Source organism: Rhodanobacter sp. FW510-R10, from assembly GCF_058781105.1.
Genome location: NZ_JBYSWL010000001.1, coordinates 2,702,392 through 2,719,056 on the forward strand (window position 1 = coordinate 2,702,392; position 16,665 = coordinate 2,719,056).

General features: G+C 64.5%; 15 protein-coding genes and 2 tRNA genes. 3 read left to right on the forward strand and 14 right to left on the reverse strand.

What is annotated here, in order from left to right:
- Positions 1-32: 32 nt before the first annotated feature.
- The 7 genes from rnc to rpoE form a co-directional block, all read right to left on the reverse strand.
- On the reverse strand, positions 33-689 hold the full coding sequence (gene rnc / locus AC3WJB_RS11790; RefSeq protein WP_492681745.1) for a ribonuclease III: 657 nt from the start codon (positions 687-689) through the stop codon (positions 33-35).
- 18 nt (positions 690-707) lie between these two features.
- Complete coding sequence (locus AC3WJB_RS11795) at positions 708-1,088, reverse strand: DUF4845 domain-containing protein (protein WP_492681747.1); 381 nt, start codon at positions 1,086-1,088, stop codon at positions 708-710.
- A 161-nt stretch (positions 1,089-1,249) separates the two neighbouring features.
- Positions 1,250-2,146, reverse strand: coding sequence for a signal peptidase I (lepB, locus tag AC3WJB_RS11800; RefSeq protein ID WP_492681749.1), 897 nt, complete (start codon positions 2,144-2,146; stop codon positions 1,250-1,252).
- An 88-nt stretch (positions 2,147-2,234) separates the two neighbouring features.
- A complete protein-coding gene (gene lepA / locus AC3WJB_RS11805) occupies positions 2,235-4,025 on the reverse strand; it encodes a translation elongation factor 4 (RefSeq protein WP_492681751.1) in 1,791 nt (596 codons plus the stop codon).
- Positions 4,026-4,190: 165 nt separating this feature from the next.
- The gene (locus AC3WJB_RS11810; RefSeq protein WP_492681753.1) at positions 4,191-5,681 is read right to left on the reverse strand and encodes a Do family serine endopeptidase; all 1,491 of its coding nucleotides are present in this window, start codon (positions 5,679-5,681) and stop codon (positions 4,191-4,193) included.
- A gap of 207 nt (positions 5,682-5,888) precedes the next feature.
- Positions 5,889-6,557 carry a sigma-E factor negative regulatory protein gene (locus AC3WJB_RS11815; RefSeq protein ID WP_492681755.1) on the reverse strand — a complete coding sequence of 223 codons (669 nt, stop codon included), beginning with the start codon at positions 6,555-6,557 and terminating at the stop codon, positions 5,889-5,891.
- Positions 6,554-7,177: an RNA polymerase sigma factor RpoE gene (gene rpoE / locus AC3WJB_RS11820; RefSeq protein ID WP_492681757.1), complete on the reverse strand. Its 624-nt coding sequence runs from the start codon at positions 7,175-7,177 to the stop codon at positions 6,554-6,556. Before rpoE ends, AC3WJB_RS11815 begins: the two co-directional genes overlap by 4 nt.
- 331 nt (positions 7,178-7,508) lie before the next feature.
- Between rpoE and AC3WJB_RS11825 the strand changes: the two genes are divergently transcribed.
- Entirely contained in the window at positions 7,509-9,578 is a 2,070-nt protein-coding gene (locus AC3WJB_RS11825) for a 3-hydroxyacyl-CoA dehydrogenase NAD-binding domain-containing protein (protein ID WP_492681759.1), read from the forward strand.
- A gap of 12 nt (positions 9,579-9,590) precedes the next feature.
- Here AC3WJB_RS11825 and AC3WJB_RS11830 read toward each other — a convergent pair whose 3' ends face one another.
- From AC3WJB_RS11830 to AC3WJB_RS11850, 5 genes are all read right to left on the reverse strand, one after another.
- Entirely contained in the window at positions 9,591-10,151 is a 561-nt protein-coding gene (locus AC3WJB_RS11830; protein WP_492681761.1) for a DUF2058 family protein, read from the reverse strand.
- Between the two features lie 38 nt (positions 10,152-10,189).
- Entirely contained in the window at positions 10,190-10,405 is a 216-nt protein-coding gene (locus tag AC3WJB_RS11835) for a SlyX family protein (RefSeq protein WP_492681763.1), read from the reverse strand.
- On the reverse strand, positions 10,402-11,745 hold the full coding sequence (locus tag AC3WJB_RS11840; RefSeq protein ID WP_492681765.1) for a UDP-glucose dehydrogenase family protein: 1,344 nt from the start codon (positions 11,743-11,745) through the stop codon (positions 10,402-10,404). The genes AC3WJB_RS11835 and AC3WJB_RS11840 overlap by 4 nt, the downstream gene beginning before the upstream one ends.
- Before the next feature lie 213 nt (positions 11,746-11,958).
- Positions 11,959-12,717, reverse strand: coding sequence for an FKBP-type peptidyl-prolyl cis-trans isomerase (locus tag AC3WJB_RS11845; protein WP_492681767.1), 759 nt, complete (start codon positions 12,715-12,717; stop codon positions 11,959-11,961).
- Positions 12,718-12,869: 152 nt separating this feature from the next.
- Positions 12,870-14,648, reverse strand: coding sequence for a cation:proton antiporter (locus AC3WJB_RS11850; RefSeq protein WP_492681769.1), 1,779 nt, complete (start codon positions 14,646-14,648; stop codon positions 12,870-12,872).
- A 304-nt stretch (positions 14,649-14,952) separates the two neighbouring features.
- Between AC3WJB_RS11850 and AC3WJB_RS11855 the strand changes: the two genes are divergently transcribed.
- Both AC3WJB_RS11855 and AC3WJB_RS11860 read left to right on the forward strand, forming a co-directional pair.
- Positions 14,953-15,028, forward strand: a tRNA-Ala gene (locus AC3WJB_RS11855).
- Between the two features lie 7 nt (positions 15,029-15,035).
- Positions 15,036-15,111, forward strand: a tRNA-Glu gene (locus AC3WJB_RS11860).
- Positions 15,112-15,143: 32 nt separating this feature from the next.
- On the opposite strand, the gene AC3WJB_RS11865 is transcribed toward AC3WJB_RS11860, so the two are convergent.
- A complete protein-coding gene (locus AC3WJB_RS11865) occupies positions 15,144-15,629 on the reverse strand; it encodes a DUF1249 domain-containing protein (RefSeq protein ID WP_492681771.1) in 486 nt (161 codons plus the stop codon).
- A gap of 50 nt (positions 15,630-15,679) precedes the next feature.
- The gene (ppsR, locus tag AC3WJB_RS11870) at positions 15,680-16,495 is read right to left on the reverse strand and encodes a posphoenolpyruvate synthetase regulatory kinase/phosphorylase PpsR (RefSeq protein ID WP_492681773.1); all 816 of its coding nucleotides are present in this window, start codon (positions 16,493-16,495) and stop codon (positions 15,680-15,682) included.
- Positions 16,496-16,665: the final 170 nt, after the last annotated feature.

Below are 16,665 nucleotides of genomic sequence, written 5' to 3' on the forward strand. Positions count from 1 at the left end.
TTGTACGCGCGACGGGCGGCTTGGCCTGCGGTTCAGGGCCCGCCGACCGTGGCCAGTTGCTCCAGCACGATCTCGGCGGCATCCTGTTCCGCGGCCCGGCGGCTGCCGGCGCTGGCCTCGACGCGGATCGCGATCGGCTCATCAATGGCGCAGGCCACATCGAAAATCCTGGCATGGGCCTCGCCGTGGCTGCCGGTCAACTCATAGCGCGGCAACGGCAAACCGGCAGCCTGCAGCCATTCCTGCAGGCGGGTCTTCGCATCTTTCGATGAGCGCCGCAACGCAGCCACGCGCGGCGCAAACAGCTTGTGCACGACACGGCGGCAGGTGTCGAAACCGCCGTCCAGGTATATCGCGGCAATCAACGCCTCCAGCGCGTCGGCCAAGATCGAATCGCGCCGAAAGCCGCCGCTCTTGAGCTCACCAGGACCAAGTTGCAACTGGTCGCCCAGTTCCAACTCCCGCGCCAGGGTGGCCAAGGCGCTGCCGCTCACCAGTTGGGCGCGCAAGCGCGAAAGCTCGCCTTCGTTGGCCTTGGGATGCGCCACGAACAGCATTTCCCCCACCAGCGCACCAAGCAGGGCATCGCCGAGGAACTCGAGCCGCTCGTTGTTCGGCTGCCCGGCGCTGCGGTGGGTGAAGGCCAGGACGGCCAGGCTGGAATCACCAAAGCGATAAATGGATTGCAATGCCCAGCCGCCTTCAGCCTACTGCGCGACGTTGCCGACCAAGGCCACGTCCTTCTTGAAGTGCAGCAGGAAGTCGATGTTGTACATGAACGGGACGACCTTGTCGTAGGCCACTTCCAGCGCATTGCCACTAGCGATGTGCACGATGCGCACGTCACCGGGTTTGATCGTGGCGTCATCCACGTACTGGAAGTTCATTTTGAACATGAGGTCGCGGCGCATTTCGGTCAAGGTCTTGCCGTTCGTGCCCGCCGAGGCCACTTCCTTCATGCTCTTGACGACACCCATGTACTCCGCATAGGCGGGCACCAGCTTCATGGCCATGTAGCCGAAGAAGCCGACGACGGCCAGGATCACGAGGAAGCCGATCAAGGTGATGCCGTTCTGCCTGGATTTCATAGTCCCCTCGCTATGCCACCAACATGGCGTTCTCGCCGTGGATCGATGCCCCGCGCGGCGACGCGGCGCCAGTCAACCCCTGTTGGCTGTGGATTCTCGCATTGTTTACCGGCTTCGCGCACGTCGCGCCGATCAGGGCCTCTTTCCAGCCAGCCCGACGTCTAGTGGATGACGTTGCCGATGCGTGAGAAATCGACGCCTCCAGTGTGCAGACCCTTCCAGCTCATCCAGATCAGGAAGGCCTTGCCTGCCAGCGCCTGCTCGGGCACGCAGCCCCACCAGCGGCTGTCCAGGCTGTCGTTGCGATTGTCGCCCATGACCAGGTAGCAGTTTGGCGGCACCTTGGATGGCACAAACCTGTTGGGGATGGATTTCGGCTGGGTATAGGCGGGCATGCGCGCAATCGCATGATCGACGGGGCCCAGGTGTTCGGTCCACAGCGTCGCCCCCATGTCCAACATCGTTCGGTCGACCGGACGCTGCGGGTTACCGGTGAACGGGCCGACTTCCTGGGCACGCACGGGTACGCCGTTGATCACGAGGTCCGCGCCACGCACTTCGACCTCATCGCCAGGCAGGCCAATGACGCGCTTGATCCAGTTTTGCCGCGGCACCGGAGTGGCAGGATTGCTGCAGGTCAGGTCACCACTGCGCACCAGATGTCCATCCACCGCGCACAGGTAGCCCGGGAAACGGAACACCACCACATCTCCGCGCTTGGGTTCACCGACACTGAGGAACTTGTCGTTGAACGCCGGCAGGCGCAGGCCATAGGCGAACTTGTTGACCAGGATGAAATCGCCGATGTCCAGCGTTGGCATCATCGAGCCCGAGGGAATGCGGAATGGCTCGGCTATGAACGAACGCAGCAGCAGCACCACCAGGACCACCGGGAACAGCGAGCGAGCCCAGTCCACCGGAATCGGGTCGCGGTAATCCGCCCCGGCAGCCTGCAGCCGCGCCCTGCGCCGCCGGTACAGCACGAGGCGGTCGAACGCCCACACCGCCCCGAACAGGATGGTGAGGGCCAGCAAGATCGCCGAAAAATCAAATTCCATGAACCACTCCTGTCAAACCACGGCCGGGAGCCAGCACGGGGAAGGTGGCTTGCCATTCCCGATACCCAATGCCCGTTTCTTGTCCCAGCTATTTATCCATACGCAGGACGGCCATGAACGCCTCCTGCGGGATCTCCACCCGACCGACCTGTTTCATCCGTTTCTTGCCGGCCTTTTGTTTCTCCAACAGCTTCTTCTTGCGGCTTACGTCACCGCCATAGCATTTGGCCAGCACGTTCTTGCGCAAGGCCTTGACCGTCGAACGGGCGATGATTTGCGCCCCGATCGCAGCCTGGATGGCCACGTCGAACTGCTGGCGTGGAATCAGCTCCTTCATCCGCTCCACCAGCTCGCGACCGCGGCGATCGGCGTAGCTGCGGTGCATGATGAGGCTGAGCGCATCCACCCGCTCGCCGTTGATCAGTACATCGACGCGCACGAACGGCCCGGCGACGAAACGGTCGAACTGGTAATCCATCGACGCATAGCCGCGCGAGACGGACTTCAGGCGATCGAAAAAATCCATCACCACCTCGGCCAGCGGCAGCTCGTAGCTGATCTGCACTTGCGTGGCCAGGTATTGGATCGATCGTTGGATGCCCCGCTTCTCCTCGCACAGGGTAATGATCCCGCCAATATAGTCGGCCGGCGTGAGGATACTGGCAATGATCATCGGCTCGCGGATTTCCTGGACCTGCGAGCCTGGGGGCAGCTTGGCCGGATTGTCCAGCAGTTCGATCGAGCCGTCGGCCTTGAGCAGTTCGTAGCTGACCGTCGGCGCCGTGCTGATCAGGTCCAGGTCGTATTCGCGCTCGAGCCGCTCCTGCACGATTTCCATGTGCAGCATGCCAAGGAAGCCGCAGCGGAAACCAAAGCCCATGGCCTCCGATGATTCCGGCTCGAAGAACAACGCCGCATCATTCAAGTGCAGCTTGTCCAGCGCCTCGCGCAAGGCTGGGAAGTCGTCCGAGGCGACGGGGAAGAGTCCGGAAAACACCCGCGGCTGCACCTCGCGGAAACCGGGCAAGGGCTGCTCGGCCGGCATGCCGGCCTGGGTCAAAGTGTCGCCGACCGGCGCACCGTGCACGTCCTTGATCGCCGCATTGATCCAGCCCACCTCACCTGGGCCGAGGCGATCGAGCTTCTTGCGCCGGGGGGTGAAGACGCCGACCTCGGCGACCTCGTGGGTGCGCCCGGTGGACATCACCAGCAGCTTGTCGCCGGGGCGGATTTCGCCCTGCATGACGCGCACCAGGGAAACCACGCCGAGATAGTTGTCGAACCAGGAGTCGATGATCAACGCCTGCAAGCGGTCGGTGTCGCCCTTGTGGGGTGGCGGGATGCGCGCGACGATCGCCTCCAGGACCTCGACCACGTTCTGTCCGGTCTTGGCACTGATCGCGACCGCTTGACTGGCATCGACGCCGATGACCGCCTCGATCTCGGCCTTGACCTTGTCCACGTCCGCATTGGGCAGGTCAATCTTGTTCAGGACCGGCACGACTTCGAGCCCCTGTTCCACTGCTGTGTAGCAATTGGCCACCGATTGCGCCTCAACGCCTTGGGCGGCGTCCACCACCAGCAGCGCGCCCTCGCAGGCGGCCAACGAGCGGCTCACCTCGTAGGAGAAGTCGACGTGCCCCGGCGTGTCGATGAAATTCAGTTGGTAGGTCTTGCCGTCGCGCGCCAGATACGGCAGCGATACCGAACGGGCCTTGATGGTGATGCCACGCTCGCGTTCGATCGGATTGTCGTCCAACACCTGGGCCGACATCTCACGCGAACTCAAGCCCCCGCAGATCTGGATGATGCGGTCCGCCAGCGTGGACTTGCCATGGTCAATGTGGGCAATGATGGAGAAGTTGCGGATTGATTCCATGGAACACGTGCAAGCTGGGACGCGGATTTGCGGTCGGGACGCGCAGACCCCGGCAAAGCGCCGTCCTTACGCGGCGCCAACTGCCCATTGTCGCACGGAACGCGCACTTGCCACGCCAGGTCCGTGCTGGCCGCCTGCGGGCGGCCAGCACGCCGCTGCAGGCACCTATTTCTTGACATCCGGCACCGTCAGCCCGATGAAGCGGCTCTGGTCGCCGCGCCGCACCAGCAGCAATACCGTGCTGCCGGCCTTGACGTCCTTGGTTGCCGCTTCGAACTCGGCGACGCTGCCAATCTTCTTCTGGTTGACCATCAGCACGACGTCGCCGGCCTGCAGCCCACCTTCGGCCGCCACCGGGCCGGTGATGTCGCTGATCACCACGCCTTCGCCGGATTTCAGCCCAAGTTGCTCGCGGGTGTCGTTGTCCAGCGCCTGCACGGTCAAGCCCAGCGCTGCCGCACCGGTACTGCCGGCAGTACTGCTGGCGGCATTGTTGGCTACCGCGCCCTGGTCGCGCGGGGACTCGCCAACGGTGACCTGCAGCGTCTGCTTCTTGCCGGCGCGCAGGATCTCCACCGGCACCTTGCTGCCCGGCTTGGTCATGCCCACCATCGGCGGCAGGTCGGCCGTCTGCTCGACCACGTGCCCGTCAAAGGACAGGATGATGTCGCCGGCCTGGATGCCGGCCTTGGCGGCCCCGCTGTTTGGAGTGACCTGGGTCACCGCCGCACCGGTACCGTTGTCGAGGCCAAGCGCCTTCACCATGTCATCGCTGACCGGCTGCACCAGCACGCCGAGCATGCCACGTGACACGTAGCCCTTGGTCTTGATCTGCTCGACGGCGTTCATCGCCACGTTGATCGGGATCGAGAACGACACGCCAAGGTAGTCGCCGGTGTTCGAGTAGATCTGCGAGTTGATGCCGACCACCTTGCCCTGCAAGTTGAACAGAGGGCCGCCGGAATTGCCGCGGTTGATCGGCACGTCGGTCTGGATGAACGAGGTGTATTCCTGGCTGCGCTCGCCCAGGCTGCGGCCCACGGCACTCACGATGCCTTGCGTGACCGTGTAGTCGAAGCCGAACGGCGAGCCGATAGCCAGTACCCACTGCCCGGGTTTAAGGGTGCCCGAGTCACCGATGCTCACCGCAGGCAGGCCGTTGCCAGCATCGATCTTGAGCAGCGCGATGTCGTAGGTCGGATCGGTGCCGACCACTCTTGCGGTCAGCGTACGGCGATCCTGCAGCCGCACGGTCACCTTGTCCGCGCCGGTCACCACGTGATTGTTGGTAAGGATGTAGCCATCCTTGGAAATGATGAAGCCCGAACCCAGCGAGGTGTGCTTCTGCTCCTCAGGCGAAGGCATCATCGGCAAGCCAAACAGCTGGCGGAGGATATCGGCCTGCGGGCCGCTGGGCATACCTTGGCGCGGGCCCATTGGGCCACTCATCGGGCGCTGGACGGCTTGCTTGCCGCCGGCGTATTTGGCCTCCACCTGGACCACGGCTGGCGCATTGTGCTCGACGATGCCGGTGAAATCAGGCAATGTCGTGGTCACAGCCGCGGCCGTGTTTGCCGGCGGTGCCTGCACGCCACATGCGGCGGCCGATACCAGTAATGCCGTGCACGCTGCATAGCGCAAGATGAGTGAGTGCATAAGACCTCCATTGGGTTGTCAGTTTGTGGCGACATACCGTGAATCAGCCACCGGCAGTTGCCCATTCAACGCAAAGCCATGGTCCGCTGCCCGCGGCCAGGCGCAGGCCTGCTCAGCGTACTGCCCGGTGCAAGCGTGCACCTGCGAGCAGTAGCAAGCTGCAACCGCCGAAGTCCGACGGGTCGGCAGCAGCGGGGATCAAATTTATTATTGGGCAGCCGACGCGTCGTGCGGACCCGCACTACGCGCAGTGTCGATCAACAACAGGTAGGAGCCGTTGCCATTGTCCAGCGTGCGCTGGCGGAACAGCGGTACCACATACCCAGACGAAGACATCGCCGGTCGGGCGGAAACCTCGGTGAACGGGGCGCCGAATGTGGCCGATGCAGGTTGGCTCAACGCACCTGCCGCGCCGCCGCTCAACCACGGCGGCACCGCCGACGGCATGGTCGTCATGCGGCGGCTGGCGTAAGTCTCGTCGGCTGGCGCCCCGGTATCCTGGCTCGCACTCTGCGCGGCAATGACCGGTTCGGTATCGTTGGAGGGATGGCCAACCATCAAGGTGGCGACGGCCACGCTGGCCGCAATGGCGCCGCCTGCCGACCAGCGCAGCCAGTGCCGGCGACGTACGCCTGCCGGGACCACCTCACGCGCAATCGCCGCCTCCACCCGCGCCGCAAACCCGGCGCTGGCCAATGCCGGCATGCGCCCGCGCAGACCTTCGCGCATCAGGTGGTAGCGCGACCAGGCGCCCTGCAATTCCGCATCATGGTCGATACGCCGCAGCAGAAAGCGCCATTCGTGCGCTGCAAGCTCGCCGTCGACCCCGGCCGACAAGGCTTGACGTGCTTCCTGATTCGCATGCACCGGTTTCATGCTTGTTCCTCACGATTCGACAGCAGGGGCCGCAATTTCTGGTCAATTGCCTCGCGTGCCCGAAAGATGCGCGAGCGCACGGTACCAATCGGGCAATCCATTGCCTGGGCGATCTCCTCGTAACTGAGTCCGTCCACTTCCCGCAGGGTAATGGCGGTACGCAATTCTTCGGGCAGCTCTTGGACAGTGGAAAAAACGGATTGTTCAATTTCCTGGCGCATCATTTCGTGCTCGGGCGTGGCGTTGTCCTGCATACGCTCGGACCCCAGCATGAAACTGGCGTCGTCGACGTCCACGTCGTCGGCCGGCGGGCGACGCTTCATCGCGACCAGGTGGTTCTTGGCGGTGTTTACCGCGATCTTGTACAGCCACGTATAGAACGCGCTGTCCCCGCGGAACGTGGCAATGGCACGCCAGGCCCGCATGAACGACTCCTGCGCAATGTCCTCGCACTCGGCACGGTTCCTGACATAGCGCGAAACCAGCCCGATCACCTTGTGCTGGTATTTGCGCACCAGGAGATCAAACGCGCGCCTGTCACCGTGTTGCACGCGCTCGACCAGGATCTGGTCGAGTTCGTTTTCACCCACGCGGGCCGTGTCCATCGTCAGTGCTGCCATCCTGCTTGATGCTCGAATTGTCCAGACTCCCTATGCCACTCACGATTCAGGCTACCGGTGTCTGGCTGCATGTTGCTTAACGCCGCTTTCATCTACCCATTCCATATCGCGAAGTACCGTCATGGGGCTCCGTGCACGCTAGCGCAAGTTGGACCGGCAGCCGGCTTGCCGACGGGCCCTGGCGGCAGCCGCTTGACCAGCCCGCGGGCGGAAGATTGTGACACCTCACCACCAATGACTGCATTAGCCATCAGGCCCGCAAGCTCCGTCTCGCAATCGCCGCAACGGGACGGTATCGTTCGGGCTCCCCCTTTCAAGACGTGCGCCTGCCATGTTTGAAGGATTGCGTTTCAATCACTGGAAGTGTGAGGTGGACGAGGGCCGCATCGTCACCGTGGCCATGGATCGCGCCGACCACGGCGTCAATGCCATCTCGCACGCCGTGCTCGAAGAGCTGGCGCAGATCGTCGAGCGCTTGGCAATCGAGGAACCAGCTGGGGTGATCTTCCGTTCGGCAAAGGCCTCAGGCTTTGCGGTCGGTGCGGACATCAAGGAATTCGCCAGTTACGCGCGGGACGGCAGCGTGTTGGACCACGTGCGCTACGGCCAGCGGGTGTACCAGTCCCTGGCCAACCTTGTTTGCCCGACCGTCGCCGCCATCCACGGCGCCTGCCTGGGCGGCGGCACGGAGTTGGCGTTGGCCTGCCACCAGCGCGTGGCGGCAGACGACCCGGCCACGCGGATCGCCCTGCCGGAAGTGAATCTTGGCATCCATCCCGGCTGGGGCGGCACGGCGCGCTTGCCGCGGTTGATCGGGGCCCAGGCCGCGCTGACCCTGCTGCTGACCGGCAAGACGCTGTCGGCGCAACAAGCCCTGGCGATCGGCCTGGTCGACCGGCTCGCCCCTGCCGACCGCTTGTCCGACGCGGCCCGGCAACTGCTGGCCCAACCACGGCGGCGACCCATTGCGACCCGCGCCCGGACCTGGCTTGGCAACACGTGGCTGGCCCGCCAGGTCCTGGGGCCGGTGGTACGCCGCAAGACCGCGGCCAAGGTACGCAAGGAGCACTATCCGGCACCGTTTGCGCTGATCGATGTGTGGCAGGACGGTAGCAGCCAGGTCACCCGGCGGCTGGAACTCGAAGCCCGCTCGGTGGCCCGCCTTGCCGAAACCCCGACGGCGCACAACCTGATCCGGGTGTTTTTCCTGCGCGAGCGACTGAAGACCCAAGGCAAAGGGACCGACCCGGGCATTGCCCACGTCCACGTCGTCGGCGCGGGCGTGATGGGTGGTGACATTGCCGCCTGGTGCGCGGCACGGGGCTTCGAAGTCACCTTGAACGATCGGGACATGCAGTACATCCAGCCGGCGCTGGAGCGCGCACGCCAGACTTATGAGAGGACGCTGAAGGCCCCGGCCCTGGTGGAAGCGGCGATGCAGCGGCTGCACGCCGACCCCGATGGCGCCGGCGCGCGGGACGCCGACCTGGCCATTGAGGCCATCTACGAAGACGACAGTACGAAACGCGAACTCTACGCACTGCTCGAACCACAATTGCACGCGGACGGCATCCTCGCCAGCAACACCTCGAGCATACCGCTGGATGAACTGCGCACGGGCTTGCAGCGACCGCAGAATTTCCTGGGGCTGCACTTCTTCAACCCGGTGGCGCGCATGCCGCTGGTCGAAGTGGTGCGCCATGACCGGCTCGATGGCCGAGTGCAGTCGCGCGCACTGGGGTTGTGCGTGGCGCTCGGCAAGCTGCCGGTGGTGGTCAAGGGCAGCCCCGGCTTCCTGGTCAACCGCATCCTCATGCCCTATCTGCTCGAGGCGCTGCAATTGCACATGGAGGGCGTGCCAGGCAGCGTCATCGACCGCGCCGCCGAAGCCTTCGGCATGCCGATGGGGCCCATTGAATTGGCCGACACCATCGGGCTGGATGTGTGCGCCTCCGTAGGGCGTGAACTGGCGCCCTTCCTTGGCCTGACGCTGCCGCCCCGGCTGGGCACGACATTCGAAGCGGGCAAGCGCGGCAAGAAGGATGGCCAGGGTCTGTACACCTGGACCGAGGGCAAGGCGCAGAAGCCGGCCGTGCCCAAGGACTACGTGGCGCCCCCGGATCTGCAGGAGCGGCTGATCCTGCCGCTGCTCAACGAGGCCGTGGCTTGCCTGGCCGAAGGGGTCGTGGCAGACGCCGACCTGCTCGATGCCGGGGTGATCTTCGGTACTGGTTTCGCCCCGTTCCGCGGCGGCCCCATCAGCTACCTGCGCAGTATGGGCGTGGCACAGGCCCGGCAACGGTTGGAGCGCCTGGAGCAGCTGTACGGCGAGCGCTTCAAGCCAAAACCCGGCTGGGACGACCCGGCGCTGTCCACGCCTGGCCGCGACCTGCCCGCGTGAATCAACGCGACCTCACCAAGTCAGGTCATCGGGCACCCCATCGTCCGATGTCGGTGCCTCGGGGTCGACCAGCAAGGCCAGGTGACGCGCGTCGAGGATCTGGACCTGTCGTGCGATGGCGCCGGTTACCAACAGGTAGCGGCCGCCCTGCTGGACGATGCCAAGCTCGCCTTGGTTGAGGGCACGCAATTGCTCGGCGTCGACGTAGATGCGCCGGATCTTCCCGGCATACTCGAAATGCCGAGGATGCTCCGCGTCGGGCTTGTTGAGTGCGCTGCCTGCCAACAACGCCTGCATGCGCGCCTTGCGCTCGCGGCGCAGCCTCGTCTCCTCAGCCGCGACCTGTTCGCGCTGCTGGCGCTCGCGCGCCTGCTCCGCCGAACGCAGCGCATAGGCCTTGGCCAACCCGATTTCGTTCTTGCCCGCGGCCGCTTGCGGCGCAGGGGATCTGCGTACCCGCTGGACGCCAGGGGCCGCCGGCTTGGGCGTCGACGGTGGCTTCGACACACGCTCGCGGAAGCCCGGCTTGACGAGCCCGCTCTTCAATAGCTGGTCACGCAATGAATCAACCATGCCAGATCCCGACTGCAAAGATGGGCAACGACTTGGAATCAGTAATGTGGCGGCGGCGGTTCGAGATGTGGATCGTCCGCCTGTGACTGGCGCAAGGCCGCCAATTCGGTGCGCGCGGCGCGCAACAAGCCTTCCAGCGCCACGATACGCTGCGACTGGTCGGCATCGGCGTCGGCCAGGGCGCGCACCGTCTCGTCCATGAACGTCACCTTGATCTCGAGCTCGGTCAGGCGTTGTTCGAGCACATCGTTCATGCCTGGCTCCGCAGACTGCGGCCGCGACCGATCCCGTAATAGGCCAGGCCGGCCTGCTCCACCAGGGCCGGCGCATACAGGTTGCGACCGTCGAACACCACCGGCTCCTGCAACAGCGCCCTCACCCGGGCGAAATCCGGACTGCGAAACGCTTTCCACTCGGTGATCACGGCTAGCGCATCGGCGCCGTGCAGGGCATCTTCGGCGTTCGTGCACAACACCAAGTCATCTCGCTCGCCATAAATACGCCTTGCTTCGCCCGACGCCTGCGGGTCAAATGCCCGCACCTTCGCGCCCGCAGCCCACAACGCCTCCATCAACCGCCGACTGGGTGCCTCGCGCATGTCATCCGTGTTCGGCTTGAATGCCAGGCCCCACAAGGCAATCGTGCGTCCGCGCAGCTCGCCCCTGAAGTGCTGCGCAATGAGCTCGAACAGGCGGTCCTTCTGCCGCAGGTTCACTGCCTCCACTGCTTGCAGCAGCTGCGCGGCATAGCCATGGCTGCGTGCCGTGTATTCCAGCGCCTTGACGTCCTTGGGGAAACACGAGCCCCCATAGCCCGCGCCCGGGTAAATGAAGTCGTAGCCGATGCGCGGATCGGCACCAATTCCACGGCGAACCAGTTCCACGTCGGCACCGACGTGTTCGGCGATGTTCGCCATTTCGTTCATGAAACTGATCTTGGTCGCCAGCATTGCATTGGCGGCGTACTTGGTCAGTTCGGCGGAACGTTCATCCATCACGACGAGGCGTTCATGGTTGCGGTTGAACGGCGCGTACAACCGGCGCAACACCGCAACCGCGCGCTCGCTGGAGGAGCCGACGATGATGCGGTCGGGGCGGAGGCAATCGTCCACGGCGGCGCCTTCCTTGAGGAACTCGGGATTGGATACCACGTCGACCGCCATGGCCAAGCCGCGGGCACTCAACTCGGCAGCAATCGCCGCATGCACCCGGTCCGCGGTCCCCACCGGCACCGTGGACTTGTTGACCACCACGGCCGGCTGCTGCAGATGCTGGCCGATGGTCTTGGCCACAGCGAGCACATAACCCAGGTCGGCGCTGCCGTCCTCGTCCGGCGGGGTACCGACGGCGATAAAGATCACCTCGCCGTGGTGTACGGCAGCTTGCGCCTCGCCAGTGAACTCGAGCCGGCCGACCGCCTGGTTGCGCAGCACGATGGACTCCAGTCCGGGCTCGTAGATCGGCATTTCACCCCGTGCGAGCCGTTCCAGCTTGTGCTGGTCGACGTCCGCGCACAGCACGTGGTTGCCCATCTCGGCCAGGCATGCGCCGGTTACCAGCCCGACGTAACCGACACCAAAAATACTGACCTTCATCATCTCTCCAGCGCTTCCTTGACCTGCCCATACATCCTAGTGGACCACTGCAAGCGAGCTCGGATCAAGGACCTCATCCGTTACCCGCCACGGTCTCGCATGCGACACACATGACGCAAACCCACCGCCAAGTCGCCAAAGACGCACGCTGCAAAACACGAAGGGCGCGACTCGCGCCGCGCCCTTCGCCATCACTGCAGATGTTGCTCGCGCTTACTTGCCGGTGTTGCCTGCGCCACCAGCCGGCGTCGGCCCGGTCTTGATCAGCTGGACATCGAAGATCAAGGTTGCGTTTGGTGGCATCGGCGGCTGCGGCTCGGCGCCATACGCCAGCGACGCCGGGATGAACAGCTTGTAGTGGCCACCTACCTGCATGAGCTGCAAGCCCTCGCGAAAACCGGGGATCACATTGGCAATGGGAATCGAAGCCGGGCCCGGCGGGTTGTGCTTCGACGAGGCGTCGAACACCTGGCCATCGACGAAGGAGCCCGTGTAATCGATTTCCACGGTGTCGTTCGGACCCGGACGCGCGCCGGTACCCGCCTTGATGACTTGGTACTGCAAGCCCGAAGCCGTGGTCTTCACGCCCGGCTGGGTCTTGTTCTTGGCCAGGAATGCGTCCCCCTCGGCCTTGTTCTTGGCCGCCAGCTTGGCCACTTCAGCCTTGTACTTGGTCTGCATCTTGGCCATGAACGGTTCCATGACCCGCTTGGCCTCATCGTCGCTCATGGTCGGCTTCTGCCCGGACAGCGCCGCCTTGACCGCATTGGCAACGATGGTGGGATCGAGCTCCTCACGCATGATCGGCTGGATCTGCGAGGCCATCTGGTAGCCGACGACGTAGCTGACCTTGGCCTTGTCGACCGTGGCCGTCCCACTGGCCGCCGTGGTCTGGGCGCAAACGCTTGCGGTCATGCCCAACGCCACGGCCAGAGCTGCCGCCTGCAACGTGGGACGCAAAAAATGTCTCATCTGAAACTTCCTCGTGTGTGGATTATTCCCGGCACTGCGGCCGGCCCGTAATGGGCATGGCCACGCATTGTGCGTTGCCGGCGTCGACTTAGCAACGGTGCGGGGATGTGACCGTCAAGGTCGGTATAGGTTCCCTCGCCCCTACCCACATCTCAATCGGGCTTGCCGGTGGTGGTTCCGCTGGTCTCGGGAAGGCCCGCCAGAGTCTCCCGCAGCGCCGCCTGCAGACGCGCGTGGACGTGGACCAGGGTGCGCCACAGCACGATGGCAAAGACCACCCCGACCACCAGCAGCGACAGCACCACCCCGCGCGGGGGCAGGATGGTCGCCCCCAGCGCACCCACCAGCATGGCCAGTGCCAACAAGGCTGCCAGGGGGATGAAGTGGGCCAGGACCTGGCGGATCGGGCGCGTGTAGGCGCCAGCAAAGCGTTCGCGGATGCCCAGTTCGGCCAGCAGCATGCCGAGCGCCTCGGCCTTGCGGTAGACGGCTATCAGCATGGGCAGGGACAGGAACATCGCACCGGCCCAGATCAGGGTGTGCCGCCACTGCCGATTGATGCCAAGCATGGAAAACCACGTCCAGTTGTGCCGGTTGACGTAGGCGCCGAGCATGAACAAGGTCACCACCAGCAAGACGTTGACCGAGATGTGCCACAACAGGCGGCGGAACATGGCGGCAATGGCCGCGTTGTCACTGACGGGCCGCAGATTTTGCAGCCAGCCGGTGTAATTGGCGGCCAGCATCCTTACCGGTTGCGGCACCACCCGGCGCAAGACTCCGATCAAAGCCCCGGACGAACGCACCAGATACGGCGAGCCGAACATGCAAATGACCGATACCGCCACGGCAATCGGATACACGAAATCGCTGGTGGCGTGCAGCGATACACCCAGGGCGGCAATCACAAAGGAAAACTCGCCAATCTGCGCCATGCTCAGGCCGGAGCGCAGCGCGGTGCGCGTATCGTGCCCCACCAGATAGACGCCCAGGCTGCAGATCGTGGTCTTGCCCACGATCACCACCAGCGCCACCAGCGCGGCCGGCAGCGCGTACTGCCACAGCAGGTGTGGGTCGATCTGCAGCCCGATGGCGACGAAGAACAAGGCGGCAAACATGTCCCGCAGCGGCTCGACCAGGTGCAGCACGCGGCCGACACAATGCGACGAGGCGACCACGGCACCGGCCAGGAAGGCGCCCAGTGCGACGCTGAAACCCATCCATGCGGCAAACAGGCTCGCGCCGAAGCAAATGCCCAGCACGCAGATGAGCAGGGTCTCGTCGCGTCCGAATCCGGCCACGTAATCCACCAGCCGGGGCAGCAGCAGCAAGCCCAGGATCAACCCGACCAGGATGAACAGGCCAAGGTGCCCGACCAAGGTCAGCGCCTCGCCCGGCTTCACCGCTCCGCTGATGGCCACCGCCGTCAGCAAGGTCAGGATCACCACAGCGAGGATGTCCTCGGCCACCAGCAGGCCGACCACGAGGTAGGCGAAACGCTGATGTTGCTGGTTGCGCTCGGCCAGCATGCGGGTAGCAACCATGGTGGAGGACAGCGAGACGATCGCGCCGATGAACAGCGCATCCATGCCGTCCCAACCAAACATGCGGCCGACGCTCATGCCCAGCCACATCATCGCCGTGACTTCGGCCATCGCCACCACCAGCATCCCCACGCCGACTTCGCGCAACTTGCGCACGCTGAACTCGAGGCCGAGGGTGAACAACAGCAGCACCACACCCAGGTCGGAGATGTCCTCGATCGTGCGCGGGTCGGCCACCAGCATGGTCGGCATGTGCGGACCGATGAGTACGCCGGCCAGGATATAGCCGAGCAACACCGGTTGCCGCAGCCGCTGGAACACGACCGTGGTGGCGCCGGCGACGATCATGACGATGGCCAGATCGCGGATGAAACTGATTTCGTTCATGCCACTTTTGCCTAGTCCCAGGCACCGTTCGATTGGCTACGGCGCATGTCCTTGCCATATGGCCGCGGGCACCGGGCGTGCCGCGGCGTCGGCTGCAGCATGCACCGATACGCAAGGGTCACGTCGCGCTTGACGGCGGCTTTCCCGCTTGGACACGGCCTTTTAGCTTAAACGAAGCATAGCTTGCTTGATCCAGCGCGCCCGCTCCACGCCATGAGCCGCTCGTGCCTGGATGGGCGGCCGGCAGAGAAAAAGACTTGACGCACCTGTGCCCAGACCCCTATTCTTCGCCGTTCCCGGCGGCGGGGCCATAGCTCAGCTGGGAGAGCGCCTGCATGGCATGCAGGAGGTCGGCGGTTCGATCCCGCCTGGCTCCACCAATTACCCGTCCCCATCGTCTAGAGGCCTAGGACACCACCCTTTCACGGTGGCGACCGGGGTTCGAATCCCCGTGGGGACGCCACGCCAAGCCGGCGCCAGCAGGCGCCGGGGCGTTCAACGCCGCCGCAACCTGCGCAAGCCATCCGCCCCGGCAAGCGTATCGGTGCCGTGTCCCTGCTCACGCAGGTATTCGAGCCAGCGCGACAGGAAACTGTTCATGCGCAGCCGGTATTGCAAGACGCTGCGCGCCGGCGGGAACGGCCCCAATACCTGCCACAGATGGCGGCCAGGATGGCAATGCAGCACCTCTGCCTGGCGTGCGTCCGTGTATACCCGCAACTGCGCGGAGGGCGCACGCCGGCCGGTGTGGGCGTCGACGAAACCGTAGGTCAATTCCAGCTCCAGCGTATACGGATGACGTTCCTGGATGCGCAAATGGACATCCAGGCCATCGCCCGCGCAAGACACATAGTCGCCGACCGGCAGGCGTTGCGGATCGAACAGCCGGGCGAGGCGCTCGTGATTTTCCGCGTAGAGCCCCATGAGGAAGCCGAAGCGCCCCGGCGATGACATCAACGGACTCGCGACAACCACGTTCATCGGTACTTCAATTCTCCGTATAGCTGCGGTGCCGGCGTGCGAACCCGCACCTAGAACATCGTGCGTTCGATGCCGAACCGGTCGAAGATCTTGCTGGCGATCTCCTCGATCGAGACATGGGTGGTATTCAAGCTGGGAATGCCGGCCTTGCGCAACAGTCGATCGGCCTGCTGTAGTTCCCAGCGGCATTGTTCGAGCGTCGCATAGCGGCTGCCGGCACGGCGCTGCTCGCGAATCTGGGCCAGGCGCTCGGGTTCGATCATCAAGCCGTACAGGCGATCGCGGTAGGGGCGCAAGCCCACCGGCAGTTCGAGTTTGTCCAGATCCTCCTCGGTGAGCGGATAGTTGGCGGCGCTGACCCCGTAATGCAAGGCCATATACAGGCAGGTGGGGGTTTTCCCCGAGCGCGAGACGCCGACCAGGACGAGATCGGCATCGCTGTAGTCCAGGTCCATGCCGTCATCGTGCGACAACGCGTAATTGGTGGCGTTGATGCGCGCTTCGTATTTCGCATAGTCGACCACGCCATGCGAGCGGTTGACCGCCCCGGAGCGGCGCGTGCCCAGCTCGGCCTCCAGCCGACCCATGAACGGTGCGAAGACGTCGATCATCAAGGCGCCACTTTGCGCCACAACGTCGCACAAGCTGGGATCGGCCAGGGTGTTGACCACAATTGGACGCTGGCCCGTCTGCGCATAGCGGGTCTTGATGCGCAGCGCGGCGGCTTCCGCCTTTGCCGGATTGTCGGTGAACGGCAGGCGGTGCGTATCGAATTGCACGCCCTCAAACTGCGCGAGGATGCTGTTGCCGATCGTTTCCGCAGTGATGCCGGTCGAATCGGAAATATAGAAGACAGTGCGGCGCATGCGGGACGTTCACCTCGAATTGCGGAGCTGCAGTGCACGATAGTGCAATGCCCGAATATTGTCGTGCTGCCGCATGCGCTGGGCGGGATGCGGATCGGACGCGCCTTGTGCCCTGCGCCGGGTACAGCGGACAATAGGCGCTGGCCGTGGCGCCTGCCGGCACAGTCGAA

Excerpts from the sequence above, each read along its gene's own strand:
- rpoE (WP_492681757.1), bottom strand. The coding sequence starts at position 7,177 with ATGGCAGCACTGACGATGGACACGGCCCGCGTGGGTGAAAACGAACTC.
- AC3WJB_RS11845 (WP_492681767.1), bottom strand. The coding sequence starts at position 12,717 with ATGAGACATTTTTTGCGTCCCACGTTGCAGGCGGCAGCTCTGGCCGTG.
- lepA (WP_492681751.1), bottom strand. The coding sequence starts at position 4,025 with ATGGAATCAATCCGCAACTTCTCCATCATTGCCCACATTGACCATGGC.
- ppsR (WP_492681773.1), bottom strand. The coding sequence starts at position 16,495 with ATGCGCCGCACTGTCTTCTATATTTCCGATTCGACCGGCATCACTGCG.
- AC3WJB_RS11815 (WP_492681755.1), bottom strand. The coding sequence starts at position 6,557 with ATGAAACCGGTGCATGCGAATCAGGAAGCACGTCAAGCCTTGTCGGCC.
- AC3WJB_RS11830 (WP_492681761.1), bottom strand. The coding sequence starts at position 10,151 with ATGGTTGATTCATTGCGTGACCAGCTATTGAAGAGCGGGCTCGTCAAG.
- AC3WJB_RS11825 (WP_492681759.1), top strand. The coding sequence starts at position 7,509 with ATGTTTGAAGGATTGCGTTTCAATCACTGGAAGTGTGAGGTGGACGAG.
- AC3WJB_RS11865 (WP_492681771.1), bottom strand. The coding sequence starts at position 15,629 with ATGAACGTGGTTGTCGCGAGTCCGTTGATGTCATCGCCGGGGCGCTTC.
- AC3WJB_RS11810 (WP_492681753.1), bottom strand. The coding sequence starts at position 5,681 with ATGCACTCACTCATCTTGCGCTATGCAGCGTGCACGGCATTACTGGTA.
- AC3WJB_RS11850 (WP_492681769.1), bottom strand. The coding sequence starts at position 14,648 with ATGAACGAAATCAGTTTCATCCGCGATCTGGCCATCGTCATGATCGTC.
- lepB (WP_492681749.1), bottom strand. The coding sequence starts at position 2,146 with ATGGAATTTGATTTTTCGGCGATCTTGCTGGCCCTCACCATCCTGTTC.
- AC3WJB_RS11840 (WP_492681765.1), bottom strand. The coding sequence starts at position 11,745 with ATGAAGGTCAGTATTTTTGGTGTCGGTTACGTCGGGCTGGTAACCGGC.
- AC3WJB_RS11795 (WP_492681747.1), bottom strand. The coding sequence starts at position 1,088 with ATGAAATCCAGGCAGAACGGCATCACCTTGATCGGCTTCCTCGTGATC.
- AC3WJB_RS11835 (WP_492681763.1), bottom strand. The coding sequence starts at position 10,405 with ATGAACGATGTGCTCGAACAACGCCTGACCGAGCTCGAGATCAAGGTG.